This window comes from Anaerovorax odorimutans (genome assembly GCF_024459955.1).
In the GTDB taxonomy this organism is placed as follows: domain Bacteria; phylum Bacillota; class Clostridia; order Peptostreptococcales; family Anaerovoracaceae; genus Hominibacterium; species Hominibacterium odorimutans_A.
This window is the reverse complement of the sequence record NZ_JANFXK010000001.1, coordinates 464,796-482,822: the sequence shown is the minus strand read 5'-3', so window position 1 is coordinate 482,822 and position 18,027 is coordinate 464,796. Positions and strand designations below refer to the sequence as shown.

The following is an 18,027-nucleotide window of genomic DNA, read 5'->3' as shown; positions in this document are numbered from 1 at the left end:
AGGAGGCCTGCCCATGCACAAGCGAAACATAATCGGAGGGATAATTATCATGATGGCTTTCACAGTGGGCTGCACGCCAAGGCAGCAGCATGAACAAAATTGGAAACTATATAGTGCCGTCACGAGCAACAACTTGCAGGGAGTGAAAGAAGTGGTTCAATCTAACAAAACAATTGATTTCCTGGATCTGGGAGACTATGAGATCACTCCATATGCATTCAGAGATGGAAAACCTAAAAAAGATGGGCGGGCTCTTGCGCTTGCCCTCCAGGATTCGGACGATGCAGTAGCGGGTGCATTAATTGAAGCGGGTGCCCCTGCTTCTGATCCGGAGGATACTTATACCTACTTGAATGATGCCGTCTGTAACCATTCCCTTAGCCTCTGCAAACAGTTGATTGAAAGCGGTGCCGATGTAAATGGCGGTGAAGAAACGCCTTTGGAATCGCTTTTGGCATTTTCCGACCCTGAAATGACAGATGCAAGGGAGCGAGCGGAGCTTTTAATCCGCAATGGGGCGCAATTTAACAACAAACTGATAGAAAGCTGTTTAAAAAACGAATGGGGATACCTATACGCTCAGGATGTCTTAAAATGGTTAGATGACCGGAAGGAAACCGGCGCTCTGGAACCAGGGCTGGAAGCAGCTGTCAGGGGTAATGATTCAGGCTTGCAGCGCTTAATAAGAGAGGACAGGATAAAAAATAAAAAAGAGACATTATTGTTTGCCGCCGCTAATTGCAATGTGGAAACTTTGGAACTTATGGCAGAAGAGAAATACGATTTTTCCATAGAGGACGATAATGGGATGGGATTGCTCCATATCGCAGCGTTATGCAACACAGAAAAAGTCGTCGCCTTTTTATTGGAAAAAGGGCTCAACGGAAAACAAAAATCCGAAAATGGGTGTCAGCCGATAACTTATGCGGCAATTGGAGCGAAGGAAGATACGCTCCGGCTCCTTCTGGATCAGGGCTATCATTATCAGGATTTGACTTGGGCTGATGCCTGCCAGCGGGGTACTGCTGAATCCGTAAAGCTTCTATTAAAATTGGGATATAAACCAACGAATGAGAATTGTTATGAGGGATATATCAGCAGCATTGACAGTGTGTTTGATGAACTATTAAAACAAGATATACCCTATAATGTGTCTTATGATGGAGATTTGGCAGTAAACAATGCGACTGAAAAGCATGCGGCCAAACTAATTCAAATGGGCGCAAAAGTTTCCAACGGGACACTCTGTCAGGCAGTCGAATGGCGCAACCATGATTTGCTCAAGGAGCTCCTTAAAAAAGAAATCAAGCAGAGCCATGATGAGACGACTTCCCCTTTAGTTTTAGCAATCAAATGCGGGGACCTTCAAAGCGTGCGCTATTTAGTCGAAGACGGAGCAGATGTGAACCAGAAGATAAAAAGCGATGATGTTGACAAAACGCCTTTGCATATTGCGGCAGAAAGCCCAAGTGCCGATATTCTGAAGTATTTGCTTAAGCAGGGCGGGGATGTTAAGGCAAAGGACAGTGAAGGCAATACACCATATGAATACGCAAAAGAAGTAGGACTGCGAGACAACATGAAACTTCTAAAAAATAACATAGGAGTAAAATAAAAATTTACCTAATAAAGACATGTTCAAACCAAATACGAAGAAATACATACGTGCATATTTGTTTGCGATGGGTGCTTATATTGTAGTAATTATTGTTTCAATAGTAGAGATGATCATCATTTCGGCCGTACTAACAGGAGTTGGCCTGGGTTATAGTCACCTGCAATTTGAAGACGTGGGAGCGTTTGGGTATCATAGCATGTTCCTATCATGTCTGCTTGCAATATGCGCCTCCTATCTGGTTTTAAGATCAGCTAAGGGGATCAATCAGCGGAAGGCTGCTGTGGCATGTGCGATAACAATTACCATACTGGGAGTTATAATTCTGATTGTTGCAATGGGAAGCAATTATGAAATGAGAGTGAGAGCCCTGATTTTGCTCTCAGGTAGTATCTATTGGGGTTTTATAAGCGTACTGCCAAAAGCAGAGCGTAAATAAGAGGAAAAAATATGAAAAAAACAGTTAACCCTGGGAAAGTGAAACCTAAAATGTTTAAATGCTTTAATATCGCGGTCGTTATATGTGCAGTGACGATTGCCTTATCAGCCTATACCCATGGGTTACAGTCAGGGACAGATCAAGAACCGGATAACAGCGGAATCAAAATTTCCGGCGGATCAAAAAAAGTGGACTGGCAGTATGAAAGCCCTAAAGTTTTACAGATCACAGGTGACGACATAACAATCAGCGGAACGGTGACAAAGGACTTGAAAATTGAATGTATGGACGCTTCAAAACTGACAATTCAGGATTTGAAACGGGGAACCCATCGGCTGGATGTGTTGGCCTACGAGGATATCACCGTTGACTTGCTGGAAGCAATGAGCTGGGTTCAATTAAAAGCCTGGAATCCATGACAATCCGGGGTGTTGGGAAGCCTGCGGATCTGTTGCTTTATAATGAAGCATCCGCAAAGAATCTAAATATTAATAATGCCAGGATTTGCGCGGCACGTTTTACGGCAAGTGGAAATTTTGAACTTGCGGGGTCCGCAGTCGTTTCTGTCAAGAAGATGGATGACGCAGATGAAAAATCATTGGCGGCCAGAGTGCAGGCCTCCGGTAATATTAACATAAATATGGAAACCGGCGGGCGTTTGGAAATTGAAGCTGCAGATGGCGTTCTTCCGCTTAGCGCAAGGGGCAGGATAATCTTAGGAGAGAAAAACAAAATTCTGGTACCGGAAAATGGCGAAATACTCAATGCGGAGGACTCGCTGGGCGACTCGATTATTTGTGATTCACAAGGCAACGATGCCGCGAACGTGATAATTGAAAAAAGGTAAAGTCGTATACCAGGCAGCAAGCAATATTTATTAAGGAGAGTCTTGTGAAAAAGAAAAAAATCAGGGGTGCTTTTATCTGGCTGTGTATTTTGATTGCAATGATGATTATAGCGACCGCTGTTAATTTGTTGGGGGAGAAAGAGGACGGCATCGAGGTTTCCGGAGGGACTGCAGGAAAGGACTGGGCCTTTGCGAACCCCGGGCTGCTGAAGGTGAGAAGCGACGATGTAACAATCAGCGGCACAGCTGATGCTGATCTGAAAATTGAATGTGAGGGAGCTTCCCAATTGACAATTCGGAATCTGAAACAAAAGAACCATAAACTCTACATATTTTCGACTGATGACTTTACGGTCAATGTGGAGGGAAACAATGATTTGGTTTGGATATCGGGATGGGAATCCGTAACGGTTCGCGGGCAAAACCGGGATGCGGAGCTGACGCTTTCTGAAAAAGCGTCCGGAAAAAATTTAAGTGTGGAAAATGTTAAAGCTTGCGCAGAACTCTTTGACGCAGAAAAAGACATTAATATCATGGGTAATTCTGCCATTACAGTAAAAAAAGTATCGGATGAGGAAGATGTCGCGGCAGACGTGAGGGTGAAAGCGGGCAGATATATCAATATAAACTTAAGCCCGGGAGGAAGCGTTACAGTTGAGACTGGCGATGGCTTGTTGCCTTTCCTTGCGGAAAAGAAAATGACCCTGGGGAAGAACAATGAAATATTAACCCCTGAAAATGGAGTGGTCGAAGGGGAAAATACGCCCTATGGCCCGAATTGCTATTTTGTCTTTGACGAGGATGGAGATTGGGGCACGGACGTGGTAATAAAGAATACCGCAAAGGAGTAGGCCCTGCCAAAGAAAGCGAAACTTTATGCCCGGCAGCTTGCGCCCAAAAGGAAAACTATCCAAATAGATGCCGAAAAAAGCAAAAAATGATATTCCTGCCTGGATTTCCCGTGGACAATAAGAGGGAATGTCGCAACAAACAACTACTTAACGGTTAAACGATACTTTCAGGAAAAGAATATGGTAAACTTTTGACCAAACTATCAAAATAGCGCAATAGAATACGCCCCATTGACATTCAGCCGCTTTTGTTTTCCCGAATTGCCGTGAAAGTATCAAAATTATGCTGTTTCCTTACCGCTACTGATAGTTGGGTGCTAAGACCCCGCAATACAATAATCGCAATGCCGTAGGAGGATAAAAAGTGTATCTAATAATCACAATTATGATCGCAGGCATAATCCTGTCTGCCGCAATGCTCCTTCCATATCCCACCAGATTCCGACGAAAAGCATGTCTTGCAGAGCATTCCGAAGAGGAAGAAATTATCGAATGCGAATACTCGAATTGGAAATTATGGATATTGAGAGGTCTGGCATTGGTCGTTATGGCCGTTGCGGCAGAGCAGATATATGATGCTTGCGAAGCGGCGGCGGATTATTTTGCAATGTGTCTGCTTTACATTGCGGCATTTGTGCTGCATTATCTTATATATTTGAAACTCGATAAAAAGTTTTATTTTTCGTCGAAAGGATTTTGGGCGGAAACGGTATCCGGTATGCCTGTCCCGTATGAGCAAATAGAGGTTATAAAAGCATGGAAAACGACCGCTCCGTTTACAGGATGCCATGGGAACCTAAAGCTTCGGATTCAAGTACAGGCGAAACGTTCCTATACAATAACCGTTCCCCGTGAAGAGGCTGGAGACGAAGCTGCGGCCTGTCAGCAATGGACGGATCAGCAAAAAATATTAGCCTGGCTTCCAAAATCGGGACCGGACCAGTTTACAGATGAGAAAAAGAACGGCTTAAAGAGAATTGGTATTATCATCGCCGTAATTGGTACAGTGATGGTAATTGTCTTTGGCATACTGACCTGTTTGGGGATCGGTATCGGAAACAGTTTGCAGGGGGATGAACAGGATTACAAGACGGTTTTGGACGAAGAACAAGCGCTGCGGGGAACGATCGATGCCATATATGAGGATGAAAAAGGGCAGCTGTATGCGCTGTTCAGAAATTTTGCATGTGTAAACGTGTACGATGATGAAGGCACTTTTTTATATGCCTACAAAGTCCCTAAGGGCCAAAAAGGTTCCTTTGAATTTGCCGTGCAGGAGCCGTATGTATACATCAAAAATAAAGATGACATCGTATACGTTTATAAAGAAAAGCAGTTTTTAAATAAGGTGCCGTTGAAAGAGCTTTTCGATCAAACGCAACTTGTATTCATCGCAGATGGAGAAAATCCGGAGAAAAGCCATCTTATTAGAAGCGCCCCTTACCCCTTCAGTGGGGAGCAGGCGCTGCCGTATATGTTCGCAGGGATTGCCGTCATCATCCTGGGGCTGGCGCTTTATAATAAAGGCCGATATTCCTTATATCGCTGACAACTATCCGCGCAGCTTGCAGTATTGCCTTAGCATATGGCGGACGAACTATGTAAAAACGTCCGGATGCACACATCAATGGGGAACTTATCAAAGGAAATCCATATGTTGACCATAATGCGAGCCAGCGCCCCGCATCCAGCCCCTCAATTGCCGGTTCGCTCATCCTCTCAGGGAGCGCCAGCTTCCCAACTTCTCCAGTACCTCCCGGCCCCCGGCGCATCCCCGGTAACTTTTTCAAATTTTTTGGGAAAGTTACGCATTTTTCAACGATCCGCCGGCCTCAGAAGCAGCAGGAAGCACAAATTTTCGCATTCACCTGTTTCGAGAGCCCGCAACCCCACAACTTTGCGTAACCAGGGGCCTGATTTCCAAAAAAGTTACCAGCGACCAGCTCTCGACACCCACCCCTCCCACATTTTCCTCAGCAGCCAGCCCCCAGCAGCGCCTCGCCCCACAACTCCCGGCCCCCGGCGTATCCCCGGTAACTTTTTCAAATTTTTTGGGAAAGTTACGCATTTTTCAACGATCTGCAGGCCTCAGAAGCAGCCGAAAGCACAAATTTTCGCGTTCACCTGTTTCGAGAGCCCGCAAACCCACAACTTTGCGTAACCAGGGGCCTGATTTCCAAAAAAGTTACCAGCGCACAGCTCCCGACACCCAATCCTCTCACATTTCTCCTCAGCAGCCAGCCCCCCAGCAGCGCCTCGCCCCACAACTGCAACTCCCATCTCCACCCCCAATATTCCCGCCACACATCTTTACCCCAACCAAAACTTCGTGTATAATAAATACGTGAGAAGTCAGTACCGACAGGTATGAGATTGCCACCTTGCTTTCCAGCAGGGTGGCTTTCTTTGATATTGCGCCATTTATATCTTTTGTACTTTTTGAGGAGGTGGAAATCATGCCGTACTATGTTCCCGTGTTTATGGTCATCGGCGCCAATGTGCTGTATCACATTTGTTCTAAGGAAGTTCCCCAGGGAATAAATCCGACCGCAGCGCTCTTTGTGACATACAGCGTAGCGGCATTGGCTAGCCTAGCGCTTTTTCTGATCCTTCCGGGGGAGCATGACCTGGCCGGCCAGCTAAAGCAGATCAACTGGGCGCCGGTGGTGCTGGGTGCGACCATTGTCTGCCTGGAAGTGGGCAACATCCTGATGTACCGCATCGGCTGGAATATCAGCGTTGCGTCGTTAGTATGCAATCTGGGATTAGCAGTACTGCTGATAGTAGTGGGCTTGATCTTGTATAAGGAGCATATTTCCGGTAGGCAGGTGGCGGGAATCGTTTTTTGCCTCGTAGGGCTGGTGCTGATTAACAAGTGACGGGATGCCAAAGAAAAAGGTCAGAACTTGTCTGTACATACCGGCCCGGCCAGCTCCTCGCGGGCTACGTACAGGACCATGTCTTCCCGGGTGCGCATCGACCACTTTGCCAGAGTCAGGCAGCGGCCGGTGATTTCAATAGCCGTAACCCCATAGGGATGGACGCAGCTGCCCGTGTTGAAATAGGGGGATTCTTTGGAGCCTAGACGGGGCCGGTGGGTATGGCCGGATACAAGGATGCGATTTCGTTCTTCCGCCCAATGGGAAAGTTTTTTCTCAGTTTTATTCTTGCGCTGATTGTTTTTCGCGGCACTGGTGGGGTCCAGGACTCCGAAATGCTCCAGCGGTTTCCACAGATAGCGGACCAGCAGGCGGGACAGCCGCCAAAGACTGGAATTGAGAAAATCGGCCTGGTGGCCGTGGGTTAGATAGAGGTCGCCGCTGCCGGATTGGTCCTGCAGGATGAGCCCGGAATGGCGGGCAATAGCAGGAAAGCCGATCGGCGCAGGATGCTCGTTGGCTTTATCGTGGTTTCCGTACAGAAAATAAAGCCGCCCCTGCTGATAAAATTTAAAGAGCATCTCAAAGGTTTGGCTGTGGATCTGAATGATCTGCTGCAAACGGCGGTTTTCCCAGAGTTCATCGCCGTCGCCCAGCTCTATGTAAGTATAGCCCTTGCGGAAATAATATTCCAAAGCGGCATGATAAAGATTTTGGTTTTTGAGAAAATTGTCGTTGGATGTGCCGTTTCCCCGGTGGCAGTCGCTGACAAGAACGTATCTGGTCTCATCGGAAAGCGGCAGACGGGGAACATCGGAAAACGCCCGGTCAAGGCGTGAAAGATAGCTCATGGTTTTCCCTCCTATCAGCAGTTTATGCGGGAAAGGAGGAGTTTGCTACTGGCGCACGTTACGTGCTGGACTGGGACAGTTGCGTCAAAAGGGTGCGAATTGCTTTTTTCTCCAGGGGCTTTTGCAGGAAAAGGTTGATGCCGATTTCCTCAGCGGCATGGACCATGGTTTCGTGGTCATCCTCTGAAATCAAAAGAATCAGGGGAACTTTGCTGCCGTCAGGATGGTCGGAGTGGCGGATTTCCTTGGAAAGCTCAAAGCCGTTCATACCGGTCAGACGGGAACCGATGAAAACAGAGTGGTAGGGATCTTCCTGCGAAGCGATGAAAAGATCCAATGCTTCCAGGCCGCTGCCTGCAGTATGGCAGGTTCCGCCCATACCTTCGATTAAATCCGTAATAGTATGGCGGTCCCAGTCATCGCCAGCGGCAACAAGAAAATGGCGGCCCTCCAGCAGAGAGTGGCGGGGCGCTTCGATGGGTGAAAGGACACAGTAAAAATAAAGACGGCCTCCTTCTTTCTGCTGAACCAGCTCAGCGGAAAGATTCGTCCACTTGTAGCTGCCGTCGCGGCAGAGAATGCGGCAGTCAAAATGAAACAGCTTGCCGTTGCGCATGGTGGCGATGATCTCGCTGTACAGTCCATCCACATAGGAGGGATGAAAGATGCTGACAGGATCCTTTTGGGTCAGAGCGTAGAGTCCGCCTTTTTCATAGCCGAACATTTCATCGGCAGCCCGATTGAAATGAAGGAATTTCAATTCATCGGACAGCATGAAAAGACTGACGCTGGAAGCGATTCCGTCCAACAGTTCAGCCGTGTGTTCCATGTTATTTTCAAAATCATGAAAGATATTGGTGTCCATAATCGTTTCCTCCGCATGTACTAATATAATTATAAGGTCTGAAGAGGGCATTGTCAATTTAAGCCAGGATTTGTTATAATTAGAAAATGTAGAAAACCACAGTATATTTATGGGAAAAGACGTATAATAAAGTTATGAAATATGAAAAAGATCAAAAGACAACTATATTTGTAGTCATTACTACAGCATTTGTTACAACCTTTACCGGCAGCGCGCTGAATCTGTCCATTCCGGATATGGGGCAGCATTTCAATGTGAGCGCCAGCTTTGTCGGATGGCTGGTAACCGCGTATATGCTGACTGTTGCTGCGCTGTCCGTTCCCTTTGGACGGATCGCGGATTTGACCTGCCGCAAACGTATTTTGGTCATTGGAATTCTGATTTTCAGCCTCAGCTCCACGGCATCGGTATTCGGTATTTCCATGTGGATGCTGATCGGTCTGCGTATTTTGCAGGGACTGGGAGGCGCGATGATTTTCAGCACCAATACAGCGGTTCTCATCAGCGCTTTTCCGGGAAAGGACAGAGGGAAGGTTCTGGGATACTCCATCGCTTCCACCTACGTGGGACTTTCGGCAGGACCCGTGATCGGCGGGTTTCTCAACCACAATTTCGGCTGGAGGTCGATCTTTGTTCTCACGGCTGTCATCGGATACGTGGTGCTTGTCATTGCCTGGAGCAAGCTGCCTAAGGACAGCTGTGAAAGCAAAGGAGCCAACTATGACATCCTGGGAAACGTACTGTATATCGGAATGATCGTCCTTACCATGTATGGACTGTCCGATTTTGGAATGGAACTGATCCCCATTCTTCTTGTTGCCTGCGGGCTGCTCCTGGGTGTGATCTTTGTGCGCCACGAGCTGAAAATGGAAGATCCGGTGGTGCAGGTGCGGATTTTTAAAAGCAACATTGCTTACAGTTTTTCCAATCTGGCGGCGCTTCTCAATTATGGGGCGACCTTTGCCATCGGATACCTGATGTCCATTTACCTGCAGGTGGTTATGGGCTACAGTTCACAGGCCGCGGGCTTTATTCTCATTGCGCAGCCTGCGCTGATGGCTATTTTATCCCCCTATACCGGAAGGCTGTCCGACCGGATATCGCCTTTCAAGCTGGCATCCTTCGGCATGGGACTATGCGCTGCGGGCGTGCTGATCTTCGCCTTTGTGGGACTTCATACGCCGCTTTGGGTCATCATCGGGGCCCTGGTTATAACCGGCGTCGGATTCGCTTTTTTCTCGTCGCCCAACACCAATGCGGTCATGGCCTGCGTGGAAGCGAAGGACTACGGGGTGGCGTCTTCCATTCTGGCTACGATGCGTTCCATCGGACATACGTCCAGCATGGTAATCGTTACGGTGATCGTATCCAGATATATGGGCAGTCAGGCTTTGGCCGATGCGCCGCCGGAGCTTCTGATTAAGACTATGCATACCGCCTTCCTGATTTTTGCGGTGGTCTGCGCTGTCGGCGTATTCATATCGCTGAAACGGAAAAGCGATAAAAAAGAAACTGAGAAAGGAAACTGACATTCATGTTTGAACAAGCTATCGAAAAGAACAAAGATAATCTGGTGGAGGATGTGCTGAAATGTGTCGGCATCAACAGTGTACGCGGAGAAGCGGAGGAAGGATCGCCTTTCGGTTCGGGCCCTAAAAAAGCGCTGGAGCATACGCTAAAGCTGGCGGAGTCCATGGGCTTTCGTACAAGGAATCTTGATAATATGATCGGATACGCCGAATACGGAGAGGGTGAGGAAATGATTGCCGTTTTGGGCCATCTGGACGTGGTTCCGCTGGGCGACGGCTGGGACCACGATCCTCTGGGAGAGTTGTGCGGCGACCGTATCTATGGCCGTGGAACGCTGGATGATAAAGGCCCGATGATCGGGGCATTGTATGCGCTGAAAGCCATTAAAGAGGAAGGGGTTTCTCTGAAACGGCGCATCCGGCTGATCTTCGGCACGGATGAGGAAAGCGGAGATGAGGATGTTGACCGTTATAATGAAACGGAGGAAAGTCCGGTTATGGGATTTACGCCAGACGCCGATTACCCGGTTATTTTCTCTGAAAAAGGGCTGGCCCGCTTTCGCATCGAAAAAAACCTGGATTCCAAAACCCTAATTTCAGCCTCAGCAGGGGAGGCCGTAAATCAGGTGCCGGACCTGGCAAAGGCTGAGCTGCGCCTTGAGGACGGAACCTCCAGGAAACTGGAAGCTCAGGGAAAAGCGGCCCATGCCAGTACGCCTTGGCAGGGAGAAAACGCCATCGCAAAGCTGATGGAAAAAATGGCAGAATGTCAATTGCCTGGGGACCTGAAAAGCTTTACTGACTTTTTCAGCGCTTGCGTGGGCGATAAGACGGATGGAAAAGGACTGGGGATCGCCCATGACGAAGGCAAGTTCGGCGCCGTGACCGTCAACGCAGGACTTTTGGAAGGCAACGAAAATCGCATTGTAATCTGGTTTGACTGCCGGTATCCATACGGCATGGATTTTGAAGAGGCTTTTAAAAGCGCGGCGCAAAAAGCGGCGGACTTTGGACTTCATGCGGAGCTGGAAAGAAACACCCCGCCTCTGTACGTGCCGGAGGACAGCGTCTTAGTGGAAACGCTGCAGCGGATCTATCAGGAACAGACGGGAACGAAAGCCGATCCCATTGTAATCGGAGGCGGCACTTATGCCAAAGCCATGAAAAATATTGTAGCCTTCGGACCGGTCTTTCCGGACCAGGAAAACGTGATCCATCAGAAAAACGAATATATATCCGTTCCCAACCTGCTCAACAATACTAAAATTATGGCCCAGGCCATGTATCAGCTGGCAAACGCCTGACCCGCCAGGCTCGGGGAACCTGTTCGTATAACCAAGTTACCCATATTCTCCTGTTTTCAGGAAAATATGGGTAACTTTTCAACGATCTGAGCGGGTCATTTTTTAAAATGCGCCCATTCAGCGGGAAATGATTCAAAACAGAGCCTTTCAGCCTACAACTTTTATCCAGAAAGAAGGTTTTTTCGCCGGAAATGGAGAAGAACCTCAAATCTGGAGTACCCCGCTCAACACTCCACCCAAGTCGGAGCTGTTATCCGCATCCAAGCAAAGGGAGCGCTGCAGCCCAATGCGGAGATTAACCCACCGCCCGCTCGCCCGTATAAAAAATGAAAATCGCAGGAGTTTTATATCTTTTTTCAACGTTTGCGCCCGCTTTTCCGGCAGCCAGAGAGGATTTTCCGCAAATTTCTCATCAGGCAGCGCCGAAACGGGAAACTTTTTTATAAAACGCCTGCTTTTTTCACATTTTATAACACCCCGCCCCAACAGTTTCCGACGTCTCGCCCCAACCCCTGCGCCCAACACCCGGCATCAACAGTTCCCCCCGACACCCTACCTCCAACCGCTTCCCAACCCCCGCGCCCAACAGCTCCCCCGACACCCCGCCCCACCCCCAACCCTCTTTTCCGACAAATTTTATGGACAATCCTCAAAAATTATGCTATTGTTCTAATATACGATTGCAGCCCGGCATATTTCAACACGCCGCTGCCTTCAAACCAGATTAGAAAAGGCGACCCAATGTATAAAGACAGCACCGTTTACATCGTAGGTCACGGCAAAACCAGCAGTGACAACGCAATTACCAGCAATTTCAAAATCTTTTTCATCGGATTTGTCATTGACACGCAGACAGACCTGGTGGCGGATCTGGAATGTTCGGCTACCATTGATATCACCAATCGGTTTGTTCACGACCTCTTTCTCGGAAAGTCCTTCAGCCAGTACGATCCGGAAGTGGAAAAAGAACTGGCCAGGCGGTATTTCGGCTCATCACAGAAAGCAATCATCACCGCATACAAAGATGCGATAAAAAAATATACGGAAGTTAAGGAAAAGTATTACCAAACTGCTTTATTCAAATAGATATGGCGGCTTACCCCGCATATCATCCTGAATGAAACCCAGTCAAGGCTAGTGAATACTAGTTTTGCCGCTGGGTTTTTTTGTACGAAGAAAGAAGGTGAGAAAAACGTGATAAAAGAAAAACTGATTCGCCAGCTGGAAGGCCGGGCTGAGGGCGCGTTCGTAATCCGCAGCCTTAAAGACGGACAGACCTGGGAATACCGGTCGGAGACTGTGACTGCTTCGGCGAGTCTGATAAAAATGTTCATTTTGACGGAAGCCATGGTACGGGTCAAGGACGGCAGACTGAGTCTGGCGGACCGGATTCCGGTTCAAAGCTCCGACGTGGTGCCCTTTAGCGTTCTGGAATTTCTAAATCCCAGGGACTATACGCTGGAAGAACTGCTGCGGCTGATGATCGTTTACAGCGATAACACGGCTACCAATGTGATGATTGACTTCCTGGGGATGGAGCGGATCAATCGGTGCATCAGAGAACTGGGCTTTGGAAAATCCCTGCTCCAGCGCAAAATGATGGATTTTGAAGCAGCAAAAAGGGGAAAGGAAAATCTGACTTCCGCAGGGGAAATGGCGGAGCTGCTGCAGCGGCTCTACGACGGAAGACTGCTGGGCGAGCCGTATGACAGCAAAATGCTGGAGATCATGAAAGGCCAGGCGGACGAATGCATGATGCGGGTGGATCTGCCCGACGAGCTGCCCATGGCCAGAAAGAGCGGTGAACTGGATTGCCTGAATCACGACATTGCCATCGTCTATGGGGAAAAGACGGACTACATCTACTGCTTTTTTGTTTGGGATGCCGCGTCCAATAACGACGCGAGGGAGATTTTAGCAAGAACTTCGAAGATCGTATATGATTTTTTTGAAGAAAATAATTGATAACAGAAAAGGAGGAGTGAAAACTCATGGAAGGGAAAAACCCAAAAGCGACAAAGGGCGGATTTACCGCCAAGGTCAGCGGAGAAGAGTATGAACCTTATGTTGCGCCATCGGCCAATATCAAGGAATTTACCGTCAGAGCCGTGGTCATCGGATGCGTTCTGTCCATTATCTTCGGTGCTGCCAATGCGTATCTGGCCCTGCAGATCGGTATGACCATCTGCGCCTCTATTCCGGCAGCCGTAATCGGACTTGCCGTATTAAAGGGAGGTTTTAAAAACAGTACGATTCTGGAAAACAATATCGTACAGACAGTAGGCTCTTCGGGAGAAGCGCTTGCTGCGGGAGTGGCATTTACACTGCCGGCGCTATTATTGCTTAATATTGATGTTAAAATCGTTACCGTATTTGTAATTGCGGCGATCGGGGGACTGTTAGGCTGTCTTCTGATGGTGCCGCTGCGCAAGTTCCTCATCAAGGACGAGCACGGAAGCCTGCCGTATCCGGAAGGTACCGCCTGCGCGGAAGTAGTTGCCGCAGGACATGAGGGCGGCAATAATGCCAAGATGCTGCTCAAGGCTCTGGGCATCGGCGGCCTGTTCAAGTTCATCACCGACGGAATTGCCCTGTTCCCGGCCACCATCGACCTGCCGCTGAAAGGATACCTCAAAGGCGGAGCTGTGGGCATGGACTTCCTGCCTTCTCTTCTGGGAGCAGGATTCCTGGTAGGACCGAGAATCTGCGCCATGTCACTGGCCGGTGCGGTTATCGGCTGGGTAGTAATCATGCCGCTGATCTATTTCATCGGTTCCATGGCCCCTGGACTGATCGTGGCGCCCGGGGATATTCCCATTGCCGACATGGACATTTGGGCCATCTGGACCAACTACATCAAATACATCGGTATCGGAGCCGTTACCATGGGCGGATTCATCAGCCTGTTCAGCGCCCTGCCGATTATCGTAAAATCCTTCAAAGGAACCTTCGCCGCATATAAGATGAAAGACGACGAAGTAAAGCGTACGGAGAAGAACATCCCCAAGAAAGTTCTTCTGATCGGGGTTATCGTTTTACTGGCGATCATCGCCTTCCTTCCGGTATTCCCCAGCGTGGCGGCCGGAAGCGTGGGAGCCATCATGGTGCTGATCTTCGGATTTATCTTTGTTGCCGTTTCCGCCCATCTGGTCGGCTATGTGGGCAGCTCATCCAACCCGATCGTAGCCATGACCATTGGCGGCCTGCTGGTAACGGCAGTATTGTTCCGCATTATGGGCTTCAACGGCACCAGCGGTATCATCGCCACAATTGTAGTAGGATCTGTCATCTGCATTTCCATCGGTGTCAGCGGAGACATGGCGCAGGACCTGAAAACCGGCTTTCTGCTGGGCGCGACCCCGAAAAAACAGCAGTACGGACAGATGATCGGTATTCTGACTTCCGCCGCTGTTATGGGAGCTGTCATCATCATGCTCAATGACGTATACGGAATCGGATCACAGAAGCTGCCGGCACCTCATGCAAACATGATGAAATCCATCGCAGAGGGCGTTATGTCAGGAAACCTGCCGTGGGCCTTCATCCTCATGGGAATGGGCATCGCAGTGGCCGTATGGCTCATGGGAGGATCGGTTCTGCCCTTTGCGGTAGGCATGTACCTGCCGTTCCACCTGAGTGCGGCGATGATGGTAGGCGGTGCTGTCAGAGGCATCGTAGAGAAGAGCAAGAAGCCAGAAGATGTTAAAGCAAAGAAGATCGAAAAGGGAACCCTTTACGCTTCCGGCCTGATCGCAGGTGACGCTCTGATGGGCGTAATTGTAACGGCCCTTCTGTACATAGGCGTGGATATGACCAACCTGATTCCGGGTACGGAAAACGCCTGGATCGGATTCCTGGGATACGCCGTACTGATCGCATATTTCGCATGGATCGTATTCAGCAAAAGACATGAGGATAAGCTGGAAGGCAGAGACTTGAAGATGTAGCCGGAAAGGATAGAAATGAAGATTGAAGAAATCGAGCTGAAGCATATCAGTATCCCCTTGAAAAAACCGTTTAAAACAGCCCTCAGAACGGTGGAAACAGCTGAGAACACCGTGGTGCTGATTCATACGGATGACGGGCAGACCGGCTATGGAGAAGCGCCGCCGACAAAGGTCATCACTGGCGATACCAATGAATCGACCATCGCGGCCATCCGCAGCAGCATCCGCCCGGCCCTTCTGGGCAAAGATATCGCAAATCTGGAAGAAATCCAGGATGCCCTGCAAACGGCCACTGACCGGGATTTCAGCGCCAAGGCCGCTGTCGACATGGCTGTCTATGACCTGGCTTCAAAGCGCCTGGGCGTACCGCTGTACCAGTATCTGGGCGGCTATGGAAATCAGGTGGAGACCGACCTGACCATCAGCATCAATGAGCCGGAAGAAATGGAGGCCGATGCGGTGGCAGCCGCAGAGCAGGGGTTTTCCGCCCTCAAGCTAAAGGTGGGAATCGACTCGGAGAAAGATGTACGCCGGGTGGCCTGCATCCGCCGGGCAGTGGGAGATAAGATGAAAATCCGTCTCGATGCCAATCAGGGCTGGGAAGTGGATGAAGCCATCCGCACCATCACCAGACTGGAGGACCTGGGACTGGATATCGAGCTGGTGGAACAGCCGGTTAAGGCCCGTGATTTTGAAGGCCTGAAGCGGGTCAAAGATAATGTGAATACCGTTATCATGGCAGACGAAAGCCTGTTTTCACCCCGCGATGCTTTGGATCTTTTGCAAATGCAGGCCGCGGACCTTCTGAACATCAAGCTGATGAAGTGCGGAGGCATTTACAACGCCCTGAAAATCGCAGCCATTGCCGAGACCTACGGCGTGGAATGTATGCTGGGCAGCATGGTGGAAAGCAAGATCAGCCTTACGGCCGCGGCCCATCTGGCAGCGGCAAAAAAAATCATTACCCGAGTAGATCTGGACGCAGCAATCCTGCTGGCGGAAGATCCGGTAATGGGCGGATTTGAAAAAGAAATTCCCTGGTTTACGCTGACCGAAGCGCCGGGCCTGGGAATCACCGGGGTCAGGGGACTGACGGAAATCGAATAAAAGAAACAGATCGCCGCAGCGACTTGATGTCTCTGCGGCGGTTTTGCGTTATGCAGGAAACCACCCTCATCGCAGGCAATTTTTATGATTGTCCAGGGGGTGTATTAAGGGAAGGAAAAAAGGTATAATCTATATAGAAACAACACATATAGGAGGAAAGCGGATGAGCGGGAAAAGAAAACTGATTATTGGACTTGTTATTGCTGTCTTGCTGGCTGGCGGAGGAGCCTTTGCGTATTACAGGATGGCGGCGCCTCCGGGAGAGGAATGGATATCCTACGACAGCAAGGAAGTGACCGCGGAGATAGACCGGCAGCTGAGCGGTCTGGATATGGAGAGCCTCATAAAGAACAAAGAACATTATGTGGTAGAGAAAAGCATTTCCGATATTCAGAAGGCGGTAAAAGCAGGAGAACTCAGCCGCCAGGAGATAACGGCTATCTGCCTGTACAGAATCAAAACGCTGGATCAGTCCCATCATGGATATAATTCCGTCATATCCATAAATCCTCATGCCATGGAGGAGGCAAAGCGGCAGGATGAGCAGGCCGGCTCCGGTGAAAACAGCGGGGACCTGCCGCTGCTTGGTATTCCGGTGATGCTAAAAGATAATATCAACACGGCCGACATGCCTGCCAGCGCCGGTGCCGCGGCTCTGGCTGATTTTACAGCGAAAGAGGACGCGGAGCTGGTAAAAAAACTTAAAAGCCAGGGCGCGATCATTCTGGGGAAAAACAATCTCAGTGAATTCGCCAACTACATGTCCAGCGTAATGCCCGCAGGATACAGCGGAAGAAAGGGGCAGACCGTCAACCCCTTTGACCCTCTGAAAATTTCCCCGTCGGGTTCCAGCAGCGGCAGCGCGGTTGCGGTAACGGCCAATCTGGTTCCTGTTTCCATCGGTACGGAGACCGACGGTTCCATTGTGGCCCCTTCATCCGCCAATTCCGTCGTAGGGTTCAAGCCTACCAGAGGACATATTTCCGCGGAAGGCATCCTGCCCCTCATCAAAGAGATCGATACGCCGGGGCCGATCGCCAGAACCGTTCAGGACGCCGCGCTCGTATACAGTTCCGCTTCCCAAAAGGACGTATCGCCTGAATGGAACAAAGAGGAAATGAAGGGCAAGCATATCGGCCTGGTAAAATATGAATACAGCGACGAGGAAATGCTGAAAAAGCTGAAAGCCTCCGTGGAGGATATGGGCGCCCGTGTGACAGAGGTTGCCATAGATGAAAAGGATATAGACGTTTTCACCAACATCAAGTTTTCGTTCAAAAAAGATTTTGAAGACTTTGCCCAAACCTACAACCTGCCAATTAAAAAGCTGGATGATCTGATTGCGTTCAATAAGGAAGACCCGGACAGAAGGTGCAAATACGGGCAGGACCTTCTGGAAGAAGCCAATGAAAGAAAGGAAGCGGATTTAAAACCCATTGAGACAGCTATTAAGAACGCCGACTCCGTTCTTGCCGCACTCTTTGATGAAAATCGACTGGACGGGTTGGTATTTCTGGGCAGTTCCGGCTCATCTGCTCCGGCAGCTGCGGGATATCCGGAGCTGACCGTACCCTTTGGGAAGGACGGGAAAGGGGTGCCTCAGGGAGCTACCTTTGTAACGCGGCACGGCGAGGATGAAAAGCTGCTGAATCTCGGATACAGCTTTGAAGCGAACACCGGGGGCAGAGAACAGCCTTAGATGCAAGGGGTGTCAAAATATGATTACCTGTATTATAATTATGTGTGACAGGATCTATGTATAGTGGAATAAGAGAGAACTATTATTATCTGAA

The 18,027-nt window shown here is 49.3% G+C and carries 15 protein-coding genes; 13 read left to right on the top strand and 2 right to left on the bottom strand.

Features of this window, described 5'->3' with window-relative positions:
* Window positions 1-13 precede the first annotated feature (13 nt).
* The 6 genes from NE619_RS02145 to NE619_RS02120 all read left to right on the top strand — a co-directional run bounded on the left by NE619_RS02145 (window position 14) and on the right by NE619_RS02120 (window position 6,631).
* A complete protein-coding gene (locus tag NE619_RS02145; protein ID WP_256130704.1) occupies window positions 14-1,615 on the top strand; it encodes an ankyrin repeat domain-containing protein in 1,602 nt (533 codons plus the stop codon).
* 450 nt (window positions 1,616-2,065) lie between these two features.
* Window positions 2,066-2,473, top strand: coding sequence for a hypothetical protein (locus NE619_RS02140; protein WP_256130703.1), 408 nt, complete (start codon window positions 2,066-2,068; stop codon window positions 2,471-2,473).
* Between the two features lie 32 nt (window positions 2,474-2,505).
* On the top strand, window positions 2,506-2,901 hold the full coding sequence (locus tag NE619_RS02135; RefSeq protein WP_256130702.1) for a hypothetical protein: 396 nt from the start codon (window positions 2,506-2,508) through the stop codon (window positions 2,899-2,901).
* Window positions 2,902-2,945: 44 nt separating this feature from the next.
* Window positions 2,946-3,752, top strand: a complete 807-nt coding sequence (locus tag NE619_RS02130) for a hypothetical protein (protein ID WP_256130701.1) — start codon at window positions 2,946-2,948, stop codon at window positions 3,750-3,752.
* A gap of 364 nt (window positions 3,753-4,116) precedes the next feature.
* Window positions 4,117-5,301, top strand: a complete 1,185-nt coding sequence (locus NE619_RS02125) for a hypothetical protein (protein ID WP_256130700.1) — start codon at window positions 4,117-4,119, stop codon at window positions 5,299-5,301.
* A gap of 907 nt (window positions 5,302-6,208) precedes the next feature.
* Window positions 6,209-6,631, top strand: coding sequence for an EamA family transporter (locus NE619_RS02120; RefSeq protein ID WP_256130699.1), 423 nt, complete (start codon window positions 6,209-6,211; stop codon window positions 6,629-6,631).
* A 20-nt stretch (window positions 6,632-6,651) separates the two neighbouring features.
* On the opposite strand, the gene NE619_RS02115 is transcribed toward NE619_RS02120, so the two are convergent.
* Both NE619_RS02115 and NE619_RS02110 read right to left on the bottom strand, forming a co-directional pair.
* Window positions 6,652-7,482: a metallophosphoesterase gene (locus NE619_RS02115; RefSeq protein WP_256130698.1), complete on the bottom strand. Its 831-nt coding sequence runs from the start codon at window positions 7,480-7,482 to the stop codon at window positions 6,652-6,654.
* Window positions 7,483-7,540: 58 nt separating this feature from the next.
* Complete coding sequence (locus NE619_RS02110) at window positions 7,541-8,347, bottom strand: PAS domain-containing protein (RefSeq protein ID WP_256130697.1); 807 nt, start codon at window positions 8,345-8,347, stop codon at window positions 7,541-7,543.
* 134 nt (window positions 8,348-8,481) lie between these two features.
* On the opposite strand from NE619_RS02110, the gene NE619_RS02105 reads away from it, so the two are divergent.
* The 7 genes from NE619_RS02105 to NE619_RS02075 all read left to right on the top strand — a co-directional run bounded on the left by NE619_RS02105 (window position 8,482) and on the right by NE619_RS02075 (window position 17,933).
* Window positions 8,482-9,876, top strand: coding sequence for an MFS transporter (locus NE619_RS02105; RefSeq protein ID WP_256130696.1), 1,395 nt, complete (start codon window positions 8,482-8,484; stop codon window positions 9,874-9,876).
* A 5-nt stretch (window positions 9,877-9,881) separates the two neighbouring features.
* Window positions 9,882-11,180, top strand: coding sequence for a M20 family metallopeptidase (locus NE619_RS02100; protein ID WP_256130695.1), 1,299 nt, complete (start codon window positions 9,882-9,884; stop codon window positions 11,178-11,180).
* Window positions 11,181-11,921: 741 nt separating this feature from the next.
* Window positions 11,922-12,266 carry a DUF3870 domain-containing protein gene (locus NE619_RS02095; protein WP_256130694.1) on the top strand — a complete coding sequence of 115 codons (345 nt, stop codon included), beginning with the start codon at window positions 11,922-11,924 and terminating at the stop codon, window positions 12,264-12,266.
* Between the two features lie 108 nt (window positions 12,267-12,374).
* Window positions 12,375-13,145 carry a serine hydrolase gene (locus NE619_RS02090; protein WP_256130693.1) on the top strand — a complete coding sequence of 257 codons (771 nt, stop codon included), beginning with the start codon at window positions 12,375-12,377 and terminating at the stop codon, window positions 13,143-13,145.
* Between the two features lie 26 nt (window positions 13,146-13,171).
* Window positions 13,172-15,127: an OPT family oligopeptide transporter gene (locus NE619_RS02085; protein WP_256130692.1), complete on the top strand. Its 1,956-nt coding sequence runs from the start codon at window positions 13,172-13,174 to the stop codon at window positions 15,125-15,127.
* Window positions 15,128-15,142: 15 nt separating this feature from the next.
* Window positions 15,143-16,234, top strand: a complete 1,092-nt coding sequence (locus tag NE619_RS02080) for a dipeptide epimerase (RefSeq protein WP_256130691.1) — start codon at window positions 15,143-15,145, stop codon at window positions 16,232-16,234.
* Between the two features lie 163 nt (window positions 16,235-16,397).
* Window positions 16,398-17,933, top strand: coding sequence for an amidase family protein (locus NE619_RS02075; RefSeq protein ID WP_256130690.1), 1,536 nt, complete (start codon window positions 16,398-16,400; stop codon window positions 17,931-17,933).
* Window positions 17,934-18,027 lie beyond the last annotated feature (94 nt).

Excerpts from the sequence above, each read along its gene's own strand:
- NE619_RS02080 (WP_256130691.1), top strand. The coding sequence starts at position 15,143 with ATGAAGATTGAAGAAATCGAGCTGAAGCATATCAGTATCCCCTTGAAA.
- NE619_RS02105 (WP_256130696.1), top strand. The coding sequence starts at position 8,482 with ATGAAATATGAAAAAGATCAAAAGACAACTATATTTGTAGTCATTACT.
- NE619_RS02085 (WP_256130692.1), top strand. The coding sequence starts at position 13,172 with ATGGAAGGGAAAAACCCAAAAGCGACAAAGGGCGGATTTACCGCCAAG.
- NE619_RS02075 (WP_256130690.1), top strand. The coding sequence starts at position 16,398 with ATGAGCGGGAAAAGAAAACTGATTATTGGACTTGTTATTGCTGTCTTG.
- NE619_RS02095 (WP_256130694.1), top strand. The coding sequence starts at position 11,922 with ATGTATAAAGACAGCACCGTTTACATCGTAGGTCACGGCAAAACCAGC.
- NE619_RS02110 (WP_256130697.1), bottom strand. The coding sequence starts at position 8,347 with ATGGACACCAATATCTTTCATGATTTTGAAAATAACATGGAACACACG.
- NE619_RS02115 (WP_256130698.1), bottom strand. The coding sequence starts at position 7,482 with ATGAGCTATCTTTCACGCCTTGACCGGGCGTTTTCCGATGTTCCCCGT.
- NE619_RS02100 (WP_256130695.1), top strand. The coding sequence starts at position 9,882 with ATGTTTGAACAAGCTATCGAAAAGAACAAAGATAATCTGGTGGAGGAT.
- NE619_RS02120 (WP_256130699.1), top strand. The coding sequence starts at position 6,209 with ATGCCGTACTATGTTCCCGTGTTTATGGTCATCGGCGCCAATGTGCTG.
- NE619_RS02145 (WP_256130704.1), top strand. The coding sequence starts at position 14 with ATGCACAAGCGAAACATAATCGGAGGGATAATTATCATGATGGCTTTC.
- NE619_RS02140 (WP_256130703.1), top strand. The coding sequence starts at position 2,066 with ATGAAAAAAACAGTTAACCCTGGGAAAGTGAAACCTAAAATGTTTAAA.